The organism is Calothrix sp. CCY 0018 (assembly GCF_963920925.1).
Lineage (GTDB): Bacteria > Cyanobacteriota > Cyanobacteriia > Cyanobacteriales > Nostocaceae > Rivularia.
Genome location: NZ_CAWUDI010000013.1, coordinates 56,331 through 73,271 on the forward strand (window position 1 = coordinate 56,331; position 16,941 = coordinate 73,271).

Annotated in this window: 11 protein-coding genes and 1 pseudogene; 9 read left to right on the plus strand and 3 right to left on the minus strand. The window is 37.8% G+C overall.

The window, feature by feature from the left end:
* Nucleotides 1-220: 220 nt before the first annotated feature.
* Nucleotides 221-754: a hypothetical protein gene (locus ACM03V_RS11645; protein ID WP_414620946.1), complete on the plus strand. Its 534-nt coding sequence runs from the start codon at nucleotides 221-223 to the stop codon at nucleotides 752-754.
* Nucleotides 755-1,549: 795 nt separating this feature from the next.
* Nucleotides 1,550-3,577 (plus strand): sulfite reductase, ferredoxin dependent, encoded by a 2,028-nt coding sequence (gene sir / locus ACM03V_RS11650; protein ID WP_414620947.1) that lies wholly within the window; start codon nucleotides 1,550-1,552, stop codon nucleotides 3,575-3,577.
* Between the two features lie 225 nt (nucleotides 3,578-3,802).
* On the opposite strand, the pseudogene ACM03V_RS11655 reads toward sir, so the two are convergent.
* Nucleotides 3,803-4,634: pseudogene (locus ACM03V_RS11655) on the minus strand (Rpn family recombination-promoting nuclease/putative transposase).
* Between the two features lie 231 nt (nucleotides 4,635-4,865).
* On the opposite strand from ACM03V_RS11655, the gene ACM03V_RS11660 reads away from it, so the two are divergent.
* The 7 genes from ACM03V_RS11660 to ACM03V_RS11690 all read left to right on the plus strand — a co-directional run bounded on the left by ACM03V_RS11660 (nucleotide 4,866) and on the right by ACM03V_RS11690 (nucleotide 14,894).
* Nucleotides 4,866-7,742 (plus strand): CHAT domain-containing protein, encoded by a 2,877-nt coding sequence (locus ACM03V_RS11660; RefSeq protein ID WP_414620948.1) that lies wholly within the window; start codon nucleotides 4,866-4,868, stop codon nucleotides 7,740-7,742.
* A gap of 10 nt (nucleotides 7,743-7,752) precedes the next feature.
* Nucleotides 7,753-8,106 (plus strand): hypothetical protein, encoded by a 354-nt coding sequence (locus ACM03V_RS11665; protein ID WP_414620949.1) that lies wholly within the window; start codon nucleotides 7,753-7,755, stop codon nucleotides 8,104-8,106.
* A 386-nt stretch (nucleotides 8,107-8,492) separates the two neighbouring features.
* Nucleotides 8,493-9,860, plus strand: a complete 1,368-nt coding sequence (locus tag ACM03V_RS11670) for a hypothetical protein (protein ID WP_414620950.1) — start codon at nucleotides 8,493-8,495, stop codon at nucleotides 9,858-9,860.
* A gap of 246 nt (nucleotides 9,861-10,106) precedes the next feature.
* On the plus strand, nucleotides 10,107-11,144 hold the full coding sequence (locus ACM03V_RS11675; RefSeq protein WP_414620951.1) for a DUF389 domain-containing protein: 1,038 nt from the start codon (nucleotides 10,107-10,109) through the stop codon (nucleotides 11,142-11,144).
* A 3-nt stretch (nucleotides 11,145-11,147) separates the two neighbouring features.
* Nucleotides 11,148-11,849 (plus strand): 16S rRNA (uracil(1498)-N(3))-methyltransferase, encoded by a 702-nt coding sequence (locus ACM03V_RS11680; RefSeq protein WP_414620952.1) that lies wholly within the window; start codon nucleotides 11,148-11,150, stop codon nucleotides 11,847-11,849.
* A gap of 227 nt (nucleotides 11,850-12,076) precedes the next feature.
* Nucleotides 12,077-13,153, plus strand: coding sequence for a tetratricopeptide repeat protein (locus ACM03V_RS11685; RefSeq protein WP_414620953.1), 1,077 nt, complete (start codon nucleotides 12,077-12,079; stop codon nucleotides 13,151-13,153).
* Nucleotides 13,154-13,370: 217 nt separating this feature from the next.
* Nucleotides 13,371-14,894, plus strand: a complete 1,524-nt coding sequence (locus ACM03V_RS11690; RefSeq protein WP_414620954.1) for a phytoene desaturase family protein — start codon at nucleotides 13,371-13,373, stop codon at nucleotides 14,892-14,894.
* 318 nt (nucleotides 14,895-15,212) lie between these two features.
* Here the strand turns inward: ACM03V_RS11690 and ACM03V_RS11695 are convergent, their stop codons facing one another.
* Entirely contained in the window at nucleotides 15,213-15,746 is a 534-nt protein-coding gene (locus ACM03V_RS11695) for a GNAT family N-acetyltransferase (RefSeq protein WP_414620955.1), read from the minus strand.
* A gap of 331 nt (nucleotides 15,747-16,077) precedes the next feature.
* A complete protein-coding gene (locus ACM03V_RS11700; RefSeq protein ID WP_414620956.1) occupies nucleotides 16,078-16,914 on the minus strand; it encodes a 2OG-Fe(II) oxygenase in 837 nt (278 codons plus the stop codon).
* Nucleotides 16,915-16,941: the final 27 nt, after the last annotated feature.

A 16,941-nucleotide genomic window follows, 5' to 3' on the forward strand; every position in this document is an offset into this window, starting at 1 on the left:
TTTTAGGTGAATTTTTGGAAACTATTTTTATGTTTATTAGTCATGCGAAAGTTGCTTTTAAGCAGAGAATTGAATAGGAAAATGGAGAAATATTTATGTACGAGGATTTCCAGAGGTTGAGGTAGCAAATTAACAATTAACGCGAAACTTTTTGGAACCTAATTGGTTTATTTTTCGACTATGAATGTAAAAGCAACCTGCACTATATTTGGTGACAATTATGAAACGCTTTATTAAGTCTTGCCTTACTATTTCAGCTTTATCTTCTTTATTAATCGCTCCTGCTGTTTTGTCTGCTGGTTCCGCTTCCGCACAGCCTAGAAGAAGTTGCGATTTTGCCTATGTTGGCGGTGGTATTGGCGCTCAGGTAACTAATGGTGGACAGAACAATGATGCTGCGAATGTTGGCGGTAATATCCAAGCTAGCTTACCTGTACAGGGTACACCAGTAGACGTAAAAACCAAGGTTCTATGGAACAACGATGCAACCTCTATCAACCCTGAAGTTGCAGTTGGTACGTGTCTCGGTTCCCGTACAAAAGCATACGTTGCTGGTGGTTATAACTTCGTAGAGCAAGATGGTAGATCAACTCCTTTAGGCAACAAAGATTCTGTTACCGCAAGTGTTGGTATTGAATCTGAAGTTAAGAAAGGAATTGTTGTTTACAGTAATGCAACTCTAGCAGTTGATGGTTACGAAAATACCAGTGCTATACCTGTTAATATTGGTACTGGCGTTGGTATCAAATGGTAATAGTACCAATAACTTTTTAGCTGAAATTTTCCCAAAAAATTAAGTCAGTAATTATCGCCGATTTAAACTGGTAAAATTGCTGAAATAAAAATGTAAACGATCTGTGGTTTTATTATCTTGAGTATATTCTCCGAAACTACAGCATTTACATTTTCTTGAATTTATCTATATAGCCAAAAAAACTCGGTTTCTCCGCATATTTGTTGAGAAGCTGAGTTTTTTATTGAAAGAGAGGGGGGAGAGGGGGTAGAGCGGGTAGAAAGAACTGGTAACTGCTCACTGTTGACTGTTAAGTGTTGCTTCAATTGGAAATGGGGCTTTCTTGCATGATAAAATCAAGTTATTCCCCTTAATTCCGACCGGAATACCGGGAATATACTTAGCCGAAGGGATGCATCTTTATCAGTGACCCTCCGGGTTCAACACTTTGCTTATGCCGGGAAACCCGTCCACCGCGAGTGTTTCACCAGTTGTCAGTTATCAGTGAGCAATAATTAGTAATACTGATTAATCTCTTTCTTATAAACACCTTCAACATTGGATTTCAATAACGGATGCGTTTATTTTAAATTGTCTTCTTTCTCAAACAAGAGGTTTAATCTAAAATCTAAAATTCTGTCTTGGAAAGTTTGAGGGGAAGAAAATCTACACCCCCAACTTTCCGCAAAATCCAAAATCCTGCATATGAAGGTGTTATTTTAGTCGATATTATTAAAACTGATTGGTAATTGAAATACTGTAAAAGTCGTGCTTCGGCGATGTAGGTAGTCACTACGAGAACACAATACCACTGCAATGGTTAAGTCCGCTCCTCCCGAAAACACAAACCGTAAACCTTCTAAACTTGAAGGACTTAAGGAACGCAGTAATTTTTTACGCGAGCCTGTAGCAACTGAGATTCTAGAAGATACAACTCACTTTAGTGAAGAAGCGATACAAATTCTCAAGTTTCACGGTTCTTATCAGCAAGATAATCGCGATAATCGCGTCAGGGGACAAGAAAAAGATTATCAAATGATGCTGCGAACCCGGAATCCGGGGGGTTTTGTTCCACCGCAGTTGTATTTAGCTTTAGATAATCTTAGTAATGAGTATGGAAACCACACGATGCGGATAACTACCCGTCAAGGTTTTCAGCTGCATGGAATTTTAAAGAAAAATCTCAAGTCAAGTATTGCGGCGATTGTGAAAAACATGGGTTCTACTTTGGGTGCCTGTGGAGACTTGAATCGCAATGTTATGGCACCTGCCGCTCCTTATAAAAATAAACCAGAATATCAATACGCCGTTGAGTACGCCGATAAAATTGCCGATTTACTCACGCCGCAAACTGGCGCTTATTATGAAATTTGGCTCGATGGTGAAAAGGCTATCAGCGCTGAAGAAAGTCCGGAGGTAAAAGCCGCACGTCAGCGCAACGGTACGGGAACCGTTTTTCACGATAATCCCGAAGAACCGATCTACGGTACTCACTATATGCCGCGCAAGTTTAAAATTAGCGTCACGGTACCGGGTGATAATAGTATTGACCTTTATACTCAAGATTTATCGTTAGTGGTAATTACTGACGAAAATTCCGAGTTGTTAGGATTCAACGTCTTTTCTGGCGGTGGTTTGGGAAGAACTCATAATAAAGAAGAAACCTTTGCTAGAAAGGCTGATGAGATTTGTTATGTCTCTAAAGAAGACGTTTACGAATTAGTTAAAGCCATTGTCGCCACTCAAAGAGATTATGGCGATCGCTCTCAAAGAAGACACGCTCGTTTAAAATACTTAATCAACGATTGGGGTGTAGAAAAATTCCGTTCCCAGGTTGAGGAATATTTTGGTAAATCTTTAGAACCTTTCAGAGAATTACCCGAATTTAAGTATCAAGACTATCTCGGTTGGAACGAGCAAGGAGATGGAAAACTATTTTTAGGAATTTCCATCGAAAACGGCAGAGTTAAAGATGAAGGTTCTTTTCAACTCAAAACTGCACTCCGGAAAATCGTCGAACAGTTTAACTTAGATGTTCGTCTTACCGCTAATCACAACCTGGTTTTTTGCGACATCGAACCCGATAAGAAAGCAGCCATCGAAGAAATACTGCAAAAACACGGTATAAATAGCGACCCAGATAAAATTGAACCATTGGTGCGCTATGCAATGGCTTGTCCCGCACTTCCTACCTGCGGACTGGCGATCGCCGAATCGGAACGAGTCATACCCGGCATTTTAGACCGGATTCGCACACTTTTAAATCAAGTAGGTTTACAAAAAGAGCATTTTGTGGTAAGGATGACCGGATGTCCTAACGGTTGCGCTCGCCCCTACATGGCAGAAATGGGTTTTGTGGGTAGCGCTCCCGATGCGTATCAATTATGGCTAGGAGGTTCGCCAAATCAAACTCGTTTAGCATTACCTTACATGGAAAGACTGCACCAGAACGATTTGGAAACCCAGTTAGAGCCGATGTTTGTCTACTTTAAAGAAAGTAAGGAAACAGAAGAGAGTTTTGGTGATTTTTGTAACCGAGTTGGATTTGACGCAATTCGCGAATATGCAGCCAAATACGAAACCAAAAAAGTTGCTCCCGGAGTCTCTGACGATGCCGATGGCTTAGTAGAAACGATGGCGGATTCTACAACAGCAGCAGTTACAGAAGAAAGCGATCGTCAAGTAGTAGCGATCGATAATACTACAACTGCTAAGAAGTTGAGACATCGAGTTACCGTCAAAGATGATGTTTATAGCAAACTCAAGGAAGCATCCGAAAGTCAGGGTAAACCGATGACAGATATGGTGAATGAAGCGATAAAGGCTTATTTGGAAGCAGAGTAAAGGTTCGTAGTAGTGCTTTAGCACATCCGGATTAGGATGCGAGTACAGCGCTACTACGAACAATGATTAATTATTTTCGAGCCAATTAATCGCCCTCACTCTGGAAGAGTGGGGCTACAGAAACAAAGCCCACCTGCGTGGGCTAATTTAGGTTTTACGTTTATTTGTTGTCACAACCTAGATTTAGGAGACGTAGCATTGCTACGTCTCTACATGAGTTATTTGTTAGGAATTGCTATCGAGCCAGGTGGTTAAATCATTTTGGTTGGAAAAATCTAACAGTGCTTCTCCTAAATCTTCTAATTGAGTTGTAGATAAAGCATTGATTCGCTGTTGGGTTTCTGAATTCACGTTACCAATGCGACGGTTAAGTAAACGCATGATTAGTTGCAGAGCTTCTTTTTGCTTTCCCCGTTGCTCTCCTAGGAGGATAATATCCTGATAAATCACTGATTCTTGCATAATTTCCTCTCGAAATAGTTGATTGATTAAATTTCTGTCAAATCGTAATCCGGCTAGGATTTGAGTGCAGGCTGATATATTTTTTTGTGCTTCGCTTTCTTCAATCATATCTACCTGATTTGCAACTTGCTGTAATAAGCTTTCGGGTGAATTGCTTTTTGCTAGTGCTGCTAATGGTAGAAGCGCTGGGTTATTTAATAAAGGTGCGGAATCTTGTTCCCATAAGCGAATCACTCTGTACTTATGACGGGTGTTTTTATCTAGGTATTCTGTCTTGAAAACCATTTCCGAGTTGCTGGGTTGAAGGAAAATTATTACTTGCTCGATGTCACACCAATATATTTGCTTCAATAGTAATGTAGTAATTGAGCATTCGGAAGTCGAGAGGTGGTGTTGATTTTGGTTGAGTTTGAAATTCTATGTGTAAAATTTGGTTGGCATTTTTCAGGAATGTAACGGAATCAGCGCGAATTGGTTCGAGGTTGAGTTCGGTTTTGAGTACTTTGATATTTGTGGTATCGGTGGAGAGTAGCCAGTTTGCGAACTCTGCGGGGTAGGTTTCGGCGAGGTATTTGCAGGTGTTGTCGTAAGCCAAGAGTTAGTTAACAATTATCAATGGACAATTATTAATATTTCATGTTTTGTAATTTTGTAAGGTGTGTGACGACATTAGACGATATCAAATATACGCACTAATTTGATTTGTCGTCACGCACCATCTTATTGAAAGCATCATTACTTACTTCTCAGTAATTTTCCGGAATTGTCAGCAATATTACTGAATCATTTCCATAGTATTTTTGTCATCTCTATTTACGGGTTGCTGATGAACGAACAGCGTCAAGATGCTTACATTAATGTTGAATCCTCCTCGCAAGCGCAGATAGAAGAATTAAGCGAGGAAGATTTTCAAACTTATGTGCAGTTTTTTTTTATAGAAATATTCAACGCAATCTCAGAAAGCAACGGTGATGCGGAAGTTGTTTACCCGCTATTTGCTGCAAATACAGATAAATTCAATGGTATTTTGGCTGAAATATTGCGGTTTTGGGCAACAAGTTATTTTGAGGAAGCAGAAGCCGAGAAAGCTGAATATATTGCAGCAGTTATTGTTAATTTTGGTAATTTGATTCAGCAGTTTCCTTTGGGTAATAAAGCTAGCAATATGGAAATTGCTATTGCTAGTTATGAAACTGTTCTAAATATATTTACCCAGCAAGCTTTCCCCCAAGATTGGGCTGCGACGCAAAATAATTTAGCTATTGCTTACAGCGCCAGAATCAAAGGTGACAAAGCCGAAAACACTGAAAAAGCGATTCAATTCTACAATGCTGCATTGCTAGTTTACACTCAGCAAGCTTTCCCCCAAAAATGGGCTGCGACGCAAAATAATTTAGCCAATGCTTACAGCGTCAGAATCAAAGGTGACAAAGCCGAAAACATTGAAAAAGCGATTCAATTCTACAATACTGCATTGCTAGTTTACACTCAGCAAGCTTTCCCCCAACAATGGGCAATGACGCAAAATAATTTAGCCAATGCTTACTGGGAGAGAATCAAAGGTGATAAAGCCGAAAACATTGAAAATGCCATTTTCTGCTATCAAGCTGCATTGCTAGTTTACACTCAGCAAGCTTTCCCCCAAGATTGGGCAATGACGCAAAATAATTTAGCCAATGCTTACTGGGAGAGAATCAAAGGTGATAAAGCCGAAAACATTGAAAATGCCATTTTCTGCTATCAAGCTGCATTGCTAGTTTACACTCAGCAAGCTTTCCCCCAAGATTGGGCAATGACGCAAAATAATTTAGCCAATGCTTACAGCGACAGAATCAAAGGTGATAAAGCTGAAAATATTGAAAATGCCATTCGCTCTTACAATGCTGCTCTGCAAGTTAGAACTCAGCAAGCTTTCCTATATGATTGGGCACAGACGCAAAATAATTTAGCTAATGCTTACAGAGACAGAATCAAAGATGATAAAGCTGAAAATATTGAAAATGCCATTCGCTCTTACAATGCTGCTCTGCAAGTTAGAACTCAGCAAGCTTTCCCTCAGAAAAATGCGGAAACTTTAAACAACCTGGGAATGCTTTACAAAAATACAGGTAGCTTGAATTCTGCTTACAGTACCTATAAATCAGCCATCGCTACCGTAGAATTATTACGAGGTGAAATTATTTCTGGTGAAGAAAACAAACGTAAGCAAGCGGAAAACTGGAATCGGCTTTATCGCAACGTGATAGAAGTTTGTTTGCATTTGAAAGAAGAAACCCTAGCGCTAGAGTATATCGAACGTAGTAAAACCCGTAACCTAGTCGAACTTATCCTCGATCGCGATCGCAAAGCGATCTTTCCCCCAAACGTAGTTACTCAACTAGAGCAACTCCGAGAAGAAATAACAAAGGGACAGTATCAAATCCAAAATAGTACAGCAGAAAATCCTAAAGCTTTAGCCCAACACCTTCAGAAATTACGACAACAGAAAAAGAGTTTAGAAGATAAATATTTACCTGTTGGTTCGGGTTTTAGTTTTGAAAAATTCCAATCAACTTTAAATCAAAATACAGCAGTTATTGAATGGTATATTACCAATACAAGCTTAGAGACTTTTATTATTACCTCTAATAATCTTCAAAGATTGAACTCATCTACATCTACTGATAATTTAAAAGCTTTTATAGATTGGAATAATAAATATTTAAATGCCTATTACAATAATTACGACGAATGGATAAATAATCTCCCTTCTAGACTCACTCAACTTGCAGAAATATTAAATATAGAAGAGATTCTCCAGCTAATTCCACAAAATTGCTCTCACCTGATTCTCATTCCCCATCGCTACCTACACCTATTCCCACTTCACGCACTACCTTTATCAGATGGTAGTTTCTTATGCGATAAATTTCCAAACGGCATAAGTTATGCTCCCAGTTGTCAGCTTCTACAACAAGTAAATTTACGACAACGAAATGATTTTAAATCCCTATTCGCTATCCAAAACCCTACAGAAGACTTAGACTACACCGATTTTGAAGTAGAAGTTATTTCATCACTATTCACTAACAAAGAAATTTTATCTAAAAAACAAGCGACTCAAACCGCTTTATCTCAAGCTTCATCCCAAATTCAACAGACGAATTATCTTCACTTTTCATGTCACGGCACCTTTAACTTGAATTCTCCTCAAGATTCTTGTTTACTCTTAGCAGGTGCAGTTGAAAAGGATGAATTAAATTTGAATAAATGCTTGACTTTAGGTAACTTATTTGAACGAGATTTCAACCTCAACCAATGTCGTCTCGTCGTGCTTTCTGCTTGCGAAACTGGTTTAATTGATTTCCAAAATACCAGCGATGAATACATTGGTTTACCCAGCGGTTTCTTATATGCTGGAAGCTCTAGCGTGGTAAGTAGTTTATGGACGGTAAACGATTTATCAACGTCTTTTTTGATGATTAAGTTTATTCAAAATCTAAAGAATATAAAAGATATTTCTGTACCAGTTGCCTTAAATCAAGCTCAAACTTGGCTGAGAGAAGCAACTAAGGAAGATTTACAGGAATGGACGAGCAATTTACAATTAAATAATCCGCTACAACAAGTACAGTTAATGGTATTCTTCAAGCAAATAGAGGCAAACAGTAAACCTTTTCAATCACCTTTCTATTGGGCTGCATTTACTGCTGTTGGTAATTAGGAGTTATATTATGTCATTTGCAGAACAAAATTTAGACGCTTTTATCGATTTACTAAAAACTCAACCTGCTTTATTTTCTCAAGAAAATCTTGTCAATTTAAAAGAGTTTATTAGTAATATACCTGATGATGCCGAGCAACTATCAACTGCTGTTGCTACTTGGTATCAGAAACATTATAAAATTCTTGATGCTCAATTAAATATTTTAAATAAATCTTCATCTAGAAATGAAAGAAGCCCTGGTAGCGTGAAAGCTAATTCTAATATTCCTGAATATCAGCCGGATAAAAAGACTTTACTTAATGCTATTCAACAAAGTTCTGCCAAGGCTAAGGATAAGAATAAAAAGAATAGCAGAGGTTGATTTGTAAATATAATAACCCACTTTTCCGCCTTGAAATAAATCTCAAGGCTAATATACAAAGTACGTTAAAACGCACTCAAATTCTTACGAAATCTGATTTATTTCACATCTTGCACCGTTCTCGTTAAGCCCTAATTACCGCCTTGAAATAAATCTCAAGGCTAATATACAAAGTACGTTAAAACGCACTAAAGTCTTTACTCAGTCTGATTTATCAGACTTTGTTTTTGAGCCTTGGAATAAATTCCCAGGCGGTTGTGAAAGCTAACTGAGAATGGCGCAATATGTCTGACTTTGAATATTCGCGGTGGGAATTTATTCCTAAGCTTTAATGTAAACTGACACAAAATAAATGGGAATTTTATCAAATCTATAATCATTTTAAAATGGATTATTCAACAGCAAAGGTAGCGTATCCCAAACTAACGCTCTACGCTTTTCATCTACGTCAAAATCTTGCTCAAAATCCCGAACAAGTCGTAGATAATGCCAACCAGTTATGGCGTAAATGTCAGGGAATTGGAAAAAAATTAAGTATTCCGAAACTAGAAAATTTATCAATATCTGAAAATCAAAAATTATCAAATGATAAAATTATAAATTTTACGGCTATTAAGCATAATAATAATCTTCATTTAAGCGGAGAAATTAAGCGTTTACTAATTCACGATACCTATGCTCTCGATTTAACTTTCCGCTATCCACATTCAAAAGTACAACTTACAAATTTAAAAGGATTAAATCAAGATAATTGCTTACTTCCAGGTAATATAAATGCTTCTCTCGGACAAACTTTAGTTTTCTTCGCTCAACCTATCGGAAATATTTATGATGACAAGATTTTTGCCGAGCATTGTATCAAAGCTTTAATATCAGAAGCTGAATTCAATAAATTAAACCTTTCATGTCAGGGAAAAGGAAAATTATTAAATAGTCCGATATTTGAATATAATAACAATGCTGATTCTTCCGAACAACAGTGTCATATTTTAATTTGGTTAAACACAAATCAACAAACTACCGATTTAGAAGAAGCTGGAGAATATTATTATCCTTTAATTGACCTTTTGAATTCTCGTAGTAAAATTATTTATGCTCGTTCGGAATCTCGTTGGTGTTATCAACAAGCTAGGAAGGAATACAGTAAATTAGAAGATAAAGTAAATCAATTTAATCAATTTAATCAAGTCAAAGATAAATCTGTTGATGATAAACTGAAAGAATTTAATCGATGGCTGAATGAAATACCCGAAATTTCGTTTAACTATGCTCGCTATTTAAGAGATTTGGAATTACAAAGAAATACTATTACAACTAATGTAAAAAACTATAAATTATATCTTGAGAAAATCAAAGCAATCTCTAATCAAGATGATTTAGAATTTTTATCAAGCTTTATGGAGTTAGCTGAAGATACTTTTATAGAACAAATTAATATAGACTTAGCTTATCTTACACCTGGTCAAACCCTTTTTGAGCAACTAATTGAGTCAATTCGCGGTATCGTCGAAATCGAACAAACCAAGCGCGATCGCTCTTTAGAAAACACCATAAATATACTCGGTATCGGCTTCGGTGGTGGTGCAATTGTTTCTGGTGTGGTTGTGCAGCATATTGATAAAATTAAACAACCTGTAGAATTTTCTTTATCTTTTAATAAACCACTACATCCGTTTTACGCTTCTTTATTTATCAGTATTGCAGCAACTTTATTCTTCTGCTTAATCGGTTGGCTAATAGCTAAACGAAAGTAGGATTGATTTCACATCTGGCATCATTGTCGTTAAGTCTAAATTTCTGTCTTGAAATCAAAATAAAATCAAATCATAAATTTTCTCTCTTTACTAAGCAATTAAGGTTTTTTACTCAAAACCCCTATCAAAAGACTGAATAATTGATCCATAACTGAAAATTAACTCCATCTCAAGTTCAGCTTATATTTTTATTAACCTTGATTACAATAAAATATACTTTTGTGTTACACCAATGGTGAAATTAAGATGCTGTTATTTCTTAAAAGTTTTGGTCGTTGGGGTAAGCTTAAGTTAACCGAATTGTGGAACAGCAATAGCGGTGATTGGCACTGGTTAGCAGAAAAACCGATGCCTATAGCGGGTATGAACCGCAAGTTATGGAGGGGTGCTGTACCTTCGTTGACTTTCTATACTTTGCTGGCTTTATCGGGAGTTATCTCAACTTTTGGATTATTAGCAAATAGTGCAGCCACTATAATTGGTGCGATGATTATTGCTCCTTTGATGGGTCCGATAATTGCGATCGCCTACAGCATTGTATCGGGAAACCAGCGTTTGTTAAAGCGTTCGGGTTTTACGTTATTTAAAGGTGTATTGCTGACAGTTGTTATTTCGATCGTTATTGCTAAGTTGGTTGGTATCAGGACTTTTGGTTCCGAAATTATGGGACGTACTAGCCCTACGCTATTAGATTTAGGGGTAGCATTAGCAGCAGGTGGGGCTGGTGGTTTTGCGTTAACTAGACGCAGTATTGCCAATGCTTTACCGGGAGTAGCCATTTCTGTAGCTTTGGTTCCACCGTTGAGTGTGCTGGGAATTGGTATAGGGATGGGTTCAAATTCGGTTGCAGCAGGTTCGGGACTTTTGTTTCTTGCCAACTTAGCTGGTATTATATTTAGTGGTTCGCTGGTATTTTTAGCTCACAATTACGGTTCTTTTGAAAAAGCCCGTCATGGTTTAGTAATATCGGTTTTCTCGCTGATTATACTTGGTTTACCATTGGGTTTATCCTTAGAAACGTTTTTAGTTAAGGAACATACTCGTCGTAATGTTGAGTATTTACTTTTTAGTAAAACAGATACTTTTTCACGTTCGGATATCAGAAGAATTAAAGTAGAACAAGATGGAGAAAAGCTGATTGTTGAGATGGAAATAGCCGCTCCCTTTAATTCCTTTACACAACAACAGATACAGTTAGTTCAACAAATCTTAGAAGACGATTTGAAAAAGCCCCTAACTTTAAACGTAAAAGTTATTCCCACTCAGCAATATACTGCTAATTAGATCGTGCAACGCATTACCATAACCCCCAATCAAACTCAAGATAAACAAATAACCCTCACTTCAGAACAACAGCATTATTTATATAGAGTATTGCGGTTGCAAAAAGGCGATAAATTTATTGCAATGGATGGAATCGGTAAATGGTGGTTATCTCAACTTGATAATACAAATGCATTAATATTGCATCAATTAACAGTAGAAACAGAATTATCAGTAGCAGTTACCTTAATGGTTGCCTTACCCAAAGGAAACGGCTTTGATGATGTAGTCCGTTGTTGTACGGAATTGGGTGTTACCTGTATTGCACCAGTAATTAGCGATCGCACTCTATTAAAACCCAGTTACCAAAAACTCGAACGTTGGCACAGAATAGCTAGAGAAGCCGCAGAGCAATCAGAAAGAACTAAAATACCCCAAATATTAGAACCAGTTGCTTTTAGTAAAAGCGTTGTATCATTTACTAACTTTGAAAAATACATCTGTGTAGCTCGTGGAGATTCCCCTCATTTACTCCACTGCTTGCAAAATCAAGATCATCAACAAGTCGTAATTGCTACGGGTGCGGAAGGTGGATGGACGGAAAAAGAAATTGAAATCGCGCTACAAAATGGTTTCAAAACCGCTTCATTAGGTCGTCGCATCCTCCGAGCAGTTACAGCACCGATTGTAGTAATGTCCCTAATTTCTGGGGTAAGTGAAGTATAAAGGAATTGGGAATTGGGAATTGGGCATGGGGCATTAGGCATTATTTCCGGGTAAATCGCGATCTCGGAAACCTAACCCCCTAACCCCCTTCCCTACGAGGGAATGGGGAATAAGAAAAAACGAACAACCTTCCAAGTACTTTTTAAGCCTCTCTCCTGATAGGAGAGAGGTTTGGAGAGAGGTTTTCACTATTTCGTTAAAAATCAATTTAATAAATCCAAAATAGTATGATTGACAAAGTTGCATCTGCATTTGAAAAAAAAGATTATCGTACAGCAGCTAACTTATTAAAACAGCTATTAAAAGAGTCTCCAGATAATCATCAAGTACAGCTTTATGTGGGGAAACTGCATGAGGTATCGGGGAAACATGAAAAAGCTGAAAAAGTTTATCGTCAACTATTGCGCGATAGTAATAATAACAAAATAATCACTCAAGCACGTCTTGGTTTACAGCGATTAGAGCAAGCAAAAACACAACTTCGACAACAGGTAATCGCTCAAACTAAATCAAACCCCGAAAATCAAGAAACTGCTGTATTAATTTTAGAACCAATTGCCTCAGAATTAAAACAAGAAGCAGCACAAAAATTAGCAAGCATTCTAGGGGTAGATGCTTATAGCGCTAGATTATCGTTACCCAGTCGCGGTTGGCGGTTATATCGTAGCGGTGCTTTGGGAGAATTAAAATTTTATGGAGAGCAGTTATCTAATTCCGGTATTCCCTGCTTTTGGACACCATTAACTAAAGTTAATGAAATAGAAGTTTTTCAAGTTCATTATTTCAAAGAGTTTGCAACTAAAGTTACCGTCGTATGCGAAAATCAAGATAAGCAATTAGGTTCTTTAGTATTTGAATGGTCGGAAGTAACAGCGCAAGTTCAAGGATTATTACCGATTTTTGAAGAAGTTGTCGATTTGAATGCGCGGGGTAAATTACAGCGCAAAACTCAAACTCAAGATTACTTTCATTTTTGCGATTTACATATACCCGTTAGAAACTGTATTCTAAGAATTTACGATAACGGTTATAAGTTTAATAAAGGAGTTGCAGTATCCCCTCAAACTTCTCAAAACACAATTAGAATCAACTGGAATAATTTACTCAACTATCTCAAAACTAAGTTACCACAAGTAAAAATTTGGTCTGATTTTACCCCCTTCGCAGAAACAATGCTCGATCAAACCGACGTTTTACATCAAATTGAATCCCACATACAGATATTTCGTAGAGAAAAGAGTAGTTGGGATAAAGCATTTGGTTTATATAGCAGTTTGATTTTTGTGAAAGGGAATAGGGAATAAATTGTAGATTGTAGGTTGGCTTAGGTGCCAGGGTAATTATGATTTTAAAGGAATTATAAATAGCACCGTAACCCAACATTGTCGTGATTATTTTTGATTATTGTGTTGGGTTACTAACCCAACCTACTCAATCTATAATTTCTTGATAACCGTAAATTCAATCCAAAATCTAAAAGAAACGCATCCGTTGTCAAAATCTAAAATCTAAAATCGAATAATGGAAGTAATAATAATCGGAAGCGGAATCGGGGGTTTAAGCTGTGCGGGATTATTGGCGAGATATGGCTTTAAGGTGACGGTTTGTGAAAGTCATTCTATTGCTGGAGGTGCCGCACATTCTTTTAACTATAAAGGATATAAATTCGATTCTGGTCCTTCGCTTTATTCTGGTTTATCTTATAGCCCTTCAAATAATCCGTTACGACAGGTATTAGATGGAATAGGGGAAGATTGCGAATGGGCAACTTACGATACTTGGGGTTGTTTTCTTCCTGAAGGAGATTTAAAAGTGGCGGTGGGTGCGGAGCAGTTTTGTGAAGTACTTTTACGATTGCGTGGGGAAAAAGCTGTTAAGGAATGGCGGGAGTTGCAGCGAGTTATGGCTCCTTATGCGGATGCTGCTGTAGCGATTCCTTCTGCTGCTTTACGTTTTGATTTGGGTGCTGTGAAGACAGTGGGTAAATTTGCTCCTAGTTTAGTAAAGCATTTTTTCAACGTTACTAAATTAACGGGGCCATTCAGTTCGATTATGGATCGAGTGGTAACAGATCCATTTATCCGCAACTGGTTAAATATGTTGTGTTTTCTGCTTTCGGGATTGCCTGCTAGTGGTACTTCTGCTGCGGAAGTTGCGTTTATGTTCGCTGATTGGTATCGAAGGGGCGTAAAGTTGGATTATCCGGTGGGTGGTAGCGGTGCTTTAGTTGATGCTTTGGTAAGGGGATTTGAGAAACATGATGGCAAATTGCTTTTAAGAAGTCATGTTGAAGAAATAATTGTTGAAAATAATCGCGCTGTCGGCGTAAAGTTGCGCGGTGGGAAGGAATTAAGAGCAAATACGGTAATCTCAAATGCTTCTGTGTGGGATACTTTGAAATTAATTCCGAAAGATTCGGTACCGCAACAGTTTTTTGAACAACGACAAGCTACACCCGAATGTGAAAGTTTTATGCATTTACATTTAGGAATTGATGCTTCTAATATTCGTTCGGATTTGCAATGTCATTATATTTTTGTTAAGGATTGGGAATTAGGAATAACCGCTCCTCAGAATTTAGTTTTGATATCAATTCCTTCAGTAATGGATTCTTCTTTAGCACCACCGGGAAAACATTCGATCCACGTTTACACTCCTGGAAGCGAGCCTTATGATTTATGGCAGGGAATGGATCGAAATAGTAAAGAGTATTTAGAGCAGAAACAAAAACGTGCTGAAATCATGTGGGAAGCCTTAGAAAAAGTGATTCCAGATATTCGCGATCGCACTGAAGTCACATTAATTGGTACACCCTTAACTCACGAACGTTATTTGAGAAGAAATCGTGGTTCTTACGGGCCAGCAATTCGTGCGGGTTCCGGTTTATTTCCCGGATCAAATACTCCTTTAAAAGGGTTAATGTGTTGCGGTGATTCGACATTTCCCGGTATTGCTTTACCAGCAGTCGCGGCTTCCGGGATGATTGCGGCTAACACTTTGGCACCTGTTGGGAAGCATTTAAAAATGTTGGAAGAAGTTATTTGAAGAGAGGGAAGAGAATTGTTAATTAGCTAGATTTGATAGTTGTATTTTTATACTTTATCCAAGCATTTTCAGTATAATTATAGATAATATATTGCAGTTTTATTCAACGCTTAAGTTGTAATTAATACTTTTTGTTCGTAGTAGCGCTTTAGCACCTCATATTCCGGAATTCGGATGCGCTGAAGCGCTACTACGAACAAAATAAATAAATTTATTATTGATGATTCCTAATTATAAATAGTTGAAAAAAATGTAGAGACGTAATACATCACGTCTCCATTAATTACCAATGCCCAATTTTTAATTTTTAATTAAAAATTAAAAATAATCGGGTTGCCAATTATCGCGGTGGATGGAGTAGTAAACCACGTTTATTTTGTAGAAATGAGCGTCTTTCTCGTACTTTAAACCAGCTTTCTCCATAACTCTGCGAGAAGCGATATGTTTGGGGGATGCGATCGCGATAATTTTGTAAAGTTTGACAGTTTCAAAACCGTACTGCAAGCAGGCTTTAGTGGCTTCGGTGGCAATACCTTGATTCCAGTAACTTTGGTCAAAACGGTAAATAACTTCGATATCGGGGGTATTAGGTAAACAATTAAGTCCGCAATGCCCGATTAGTTTTCTACTGGCTTTATCGATAGCAGCCCAGACACCGAAACCGTATTTTTCCCAATGTTCAATGAAATATTTGAGAATTTCCCCGGTAACTTGTTTTTCCTTGCCTTTTGGTATTGCTCCTCTAGGTGAATACTTCATTACCTCTGGATTGCTCAAAATTACAGATAATCTATCCAAATCATCCAAAGTATAAGGTCTGAGTCGCAGTCTCGCAGTTTCAATTTCTGCCATAATTTACTCAAATTATCCTTTTATCCAGTTACAAGTTTCACGTAAATTAAACCTTGTCCGGTATTTTGGGAAGAGGGTTGTGGGGGATGGGGACAAGGGGAGAGGGGGAGATGGGGAGATGGTGAGAGCAGTCGCGTGCGGAGGTTCCCTCCGTTGAGCGAACTGCCGAACCCGAAGGGAGGGACAAGGGGACAAGGGGACAAGAAAATAACTCCTAATTCCTAATAATTCCTAATGCCCATTACCAATTACCAATACCCCATTCCCAATGCCCCATTACCAATTACCAATTACCAATTACCCAATCCAAAATCTAAAATCCAAAATCGTTTTAGCTCCAATAAGTTAAAGGTTGTTCTTGGTTGCGATAACCAATAAACATTGACATGGAAACTCTGGGGCCACCGTGGGAAGCTCGTACTGCATGAACTCTTGTAGAATCAAATAAGATTAGTTCTCCTATTTGGGGTTTAATTACTGCTGTTGCTGCGGGTAAAATTCGGCGATCGATGATTCCTTCGTATTTATATTCTTTGTCGTGAATTTCTGGTTGTTTGGTGCTTGAGGGTTTGACATTCCAGATTTCTAATTCTCCGCCAAATTTAGGGGTACGTAAGTAGATATTAGCGCTTAATTGAGTTGCTAAGTTGGAGAAAAGATAGGTAGGATAAATGGGAGCGTCTTTTACGTCTCTTGCGAGAATATCTTGATGGGGTGGAAGTTCAAAATCATCTTCAAATACTCTACCAATTCCCGCTAACATAGTGCGATTGTGGATGTTTTCGATGCAAGCACCTGCTAACCACATATCTCCTAAATCTAATCTTAATTTGTCGATGGGTGAAAGAAAAGGAGAACAAATACAGCGGATGTTTCGATTACAGGTTGGAGCTTGTTGGTAATAACGTTCGAGCATTTTTACGTTACCGTTGGTTTCAAAAAAGGTAATTCCAGTTCTTTGCACTCCCACATCTGGCGCTCGATGATATCTTTCTAAGCTGTCTTGCTCGATTAATTCTTCACTAATTTTCTCGGCTTGTTCGTGGTGATAGTAGCTGGGAATTCGTAAAGCAAGTATTTTTCCTGCTAATAAATCCAGCAAATCTGTAATTACCAAACTTTGAGAAATTTTTACCAAGGTTTTTTGTTGCTGTTGAGTCGATTGCATACAATTGTTCCTTTGTAAGTTGTTAGT

Bases quoted from the DNA above. Each gene is read 5' to 3' on its own strand.
- ACM03V_RS11645 (WP_414620946.1), top strand. From the start codon at position 221: ATGAAACGCTTTATTAAGTCTTGCCTTACTATTTCAGCTTTATCTTCT.
- sir (WP_414620947.1), top strand. From the start codon at position 1,550: ATGGTTAAGTCCGCTCCTCCCGAAAACACAAACCGTAAACCTTCTAAA.
- ACM03V_RS11660 (WP_414620948.1), top strand. From the start codon at position 4,866: ATGAACGAACAGCGTCAAGATGCTTACATTAATGTTGAATCCTCCTCG.
- ACM03V_RS11665 (WP_414620949.1), top strand. From the start codon at position 7,753: ATGTCATTTGCAGAACAAAATTTAGACGCTTTTATCGATTTACTAAAA.
- ACM03V_RS11670 (WP_414620950.1), top strand. From the start codon at position 8,493: ATGGATTATTCAACAGCAAAGGTAGCGTATCCCAAACTAACGCTCTAC.
- ACM03V_RS11675 (WP_414620951.1), top strand. From the start codon at position 10,107: ATGCTGTTATTTCTTAAAAGTTTTGGTCGTTGGGGTAAGCTTAAGTTA.
- ACM03V_RS11685 (WP_414620953.1), top strand. From the start codon at position 12,077: ATGATTGACAAAGTTGCATCTGCATTTGAAAAAAAAGATTATCGTACA.
- ACM03V_RS11690 (WP_414620954.1), top strand. From the start codon at position 13,371: ATGGAAGTAATAATAATCGGAAGCGGAATCGGGGGTTTAAGCTGTGCG.
- ACM03V_RS11695 (WP_414620955.1), bottom strand. From the start codon at position 15,746: ATGGCAGAAATTGAAACTGCGAGACTGCGACTCAGACCTTATACTTTG.
- ACM03V_RS11700 (WP_414620956.1), bottom strand. From the start codon at position 16,914: ATGCAATCGACTCAACAGCAACAAAAAACCTTGGTAAAAATTTCTCAA.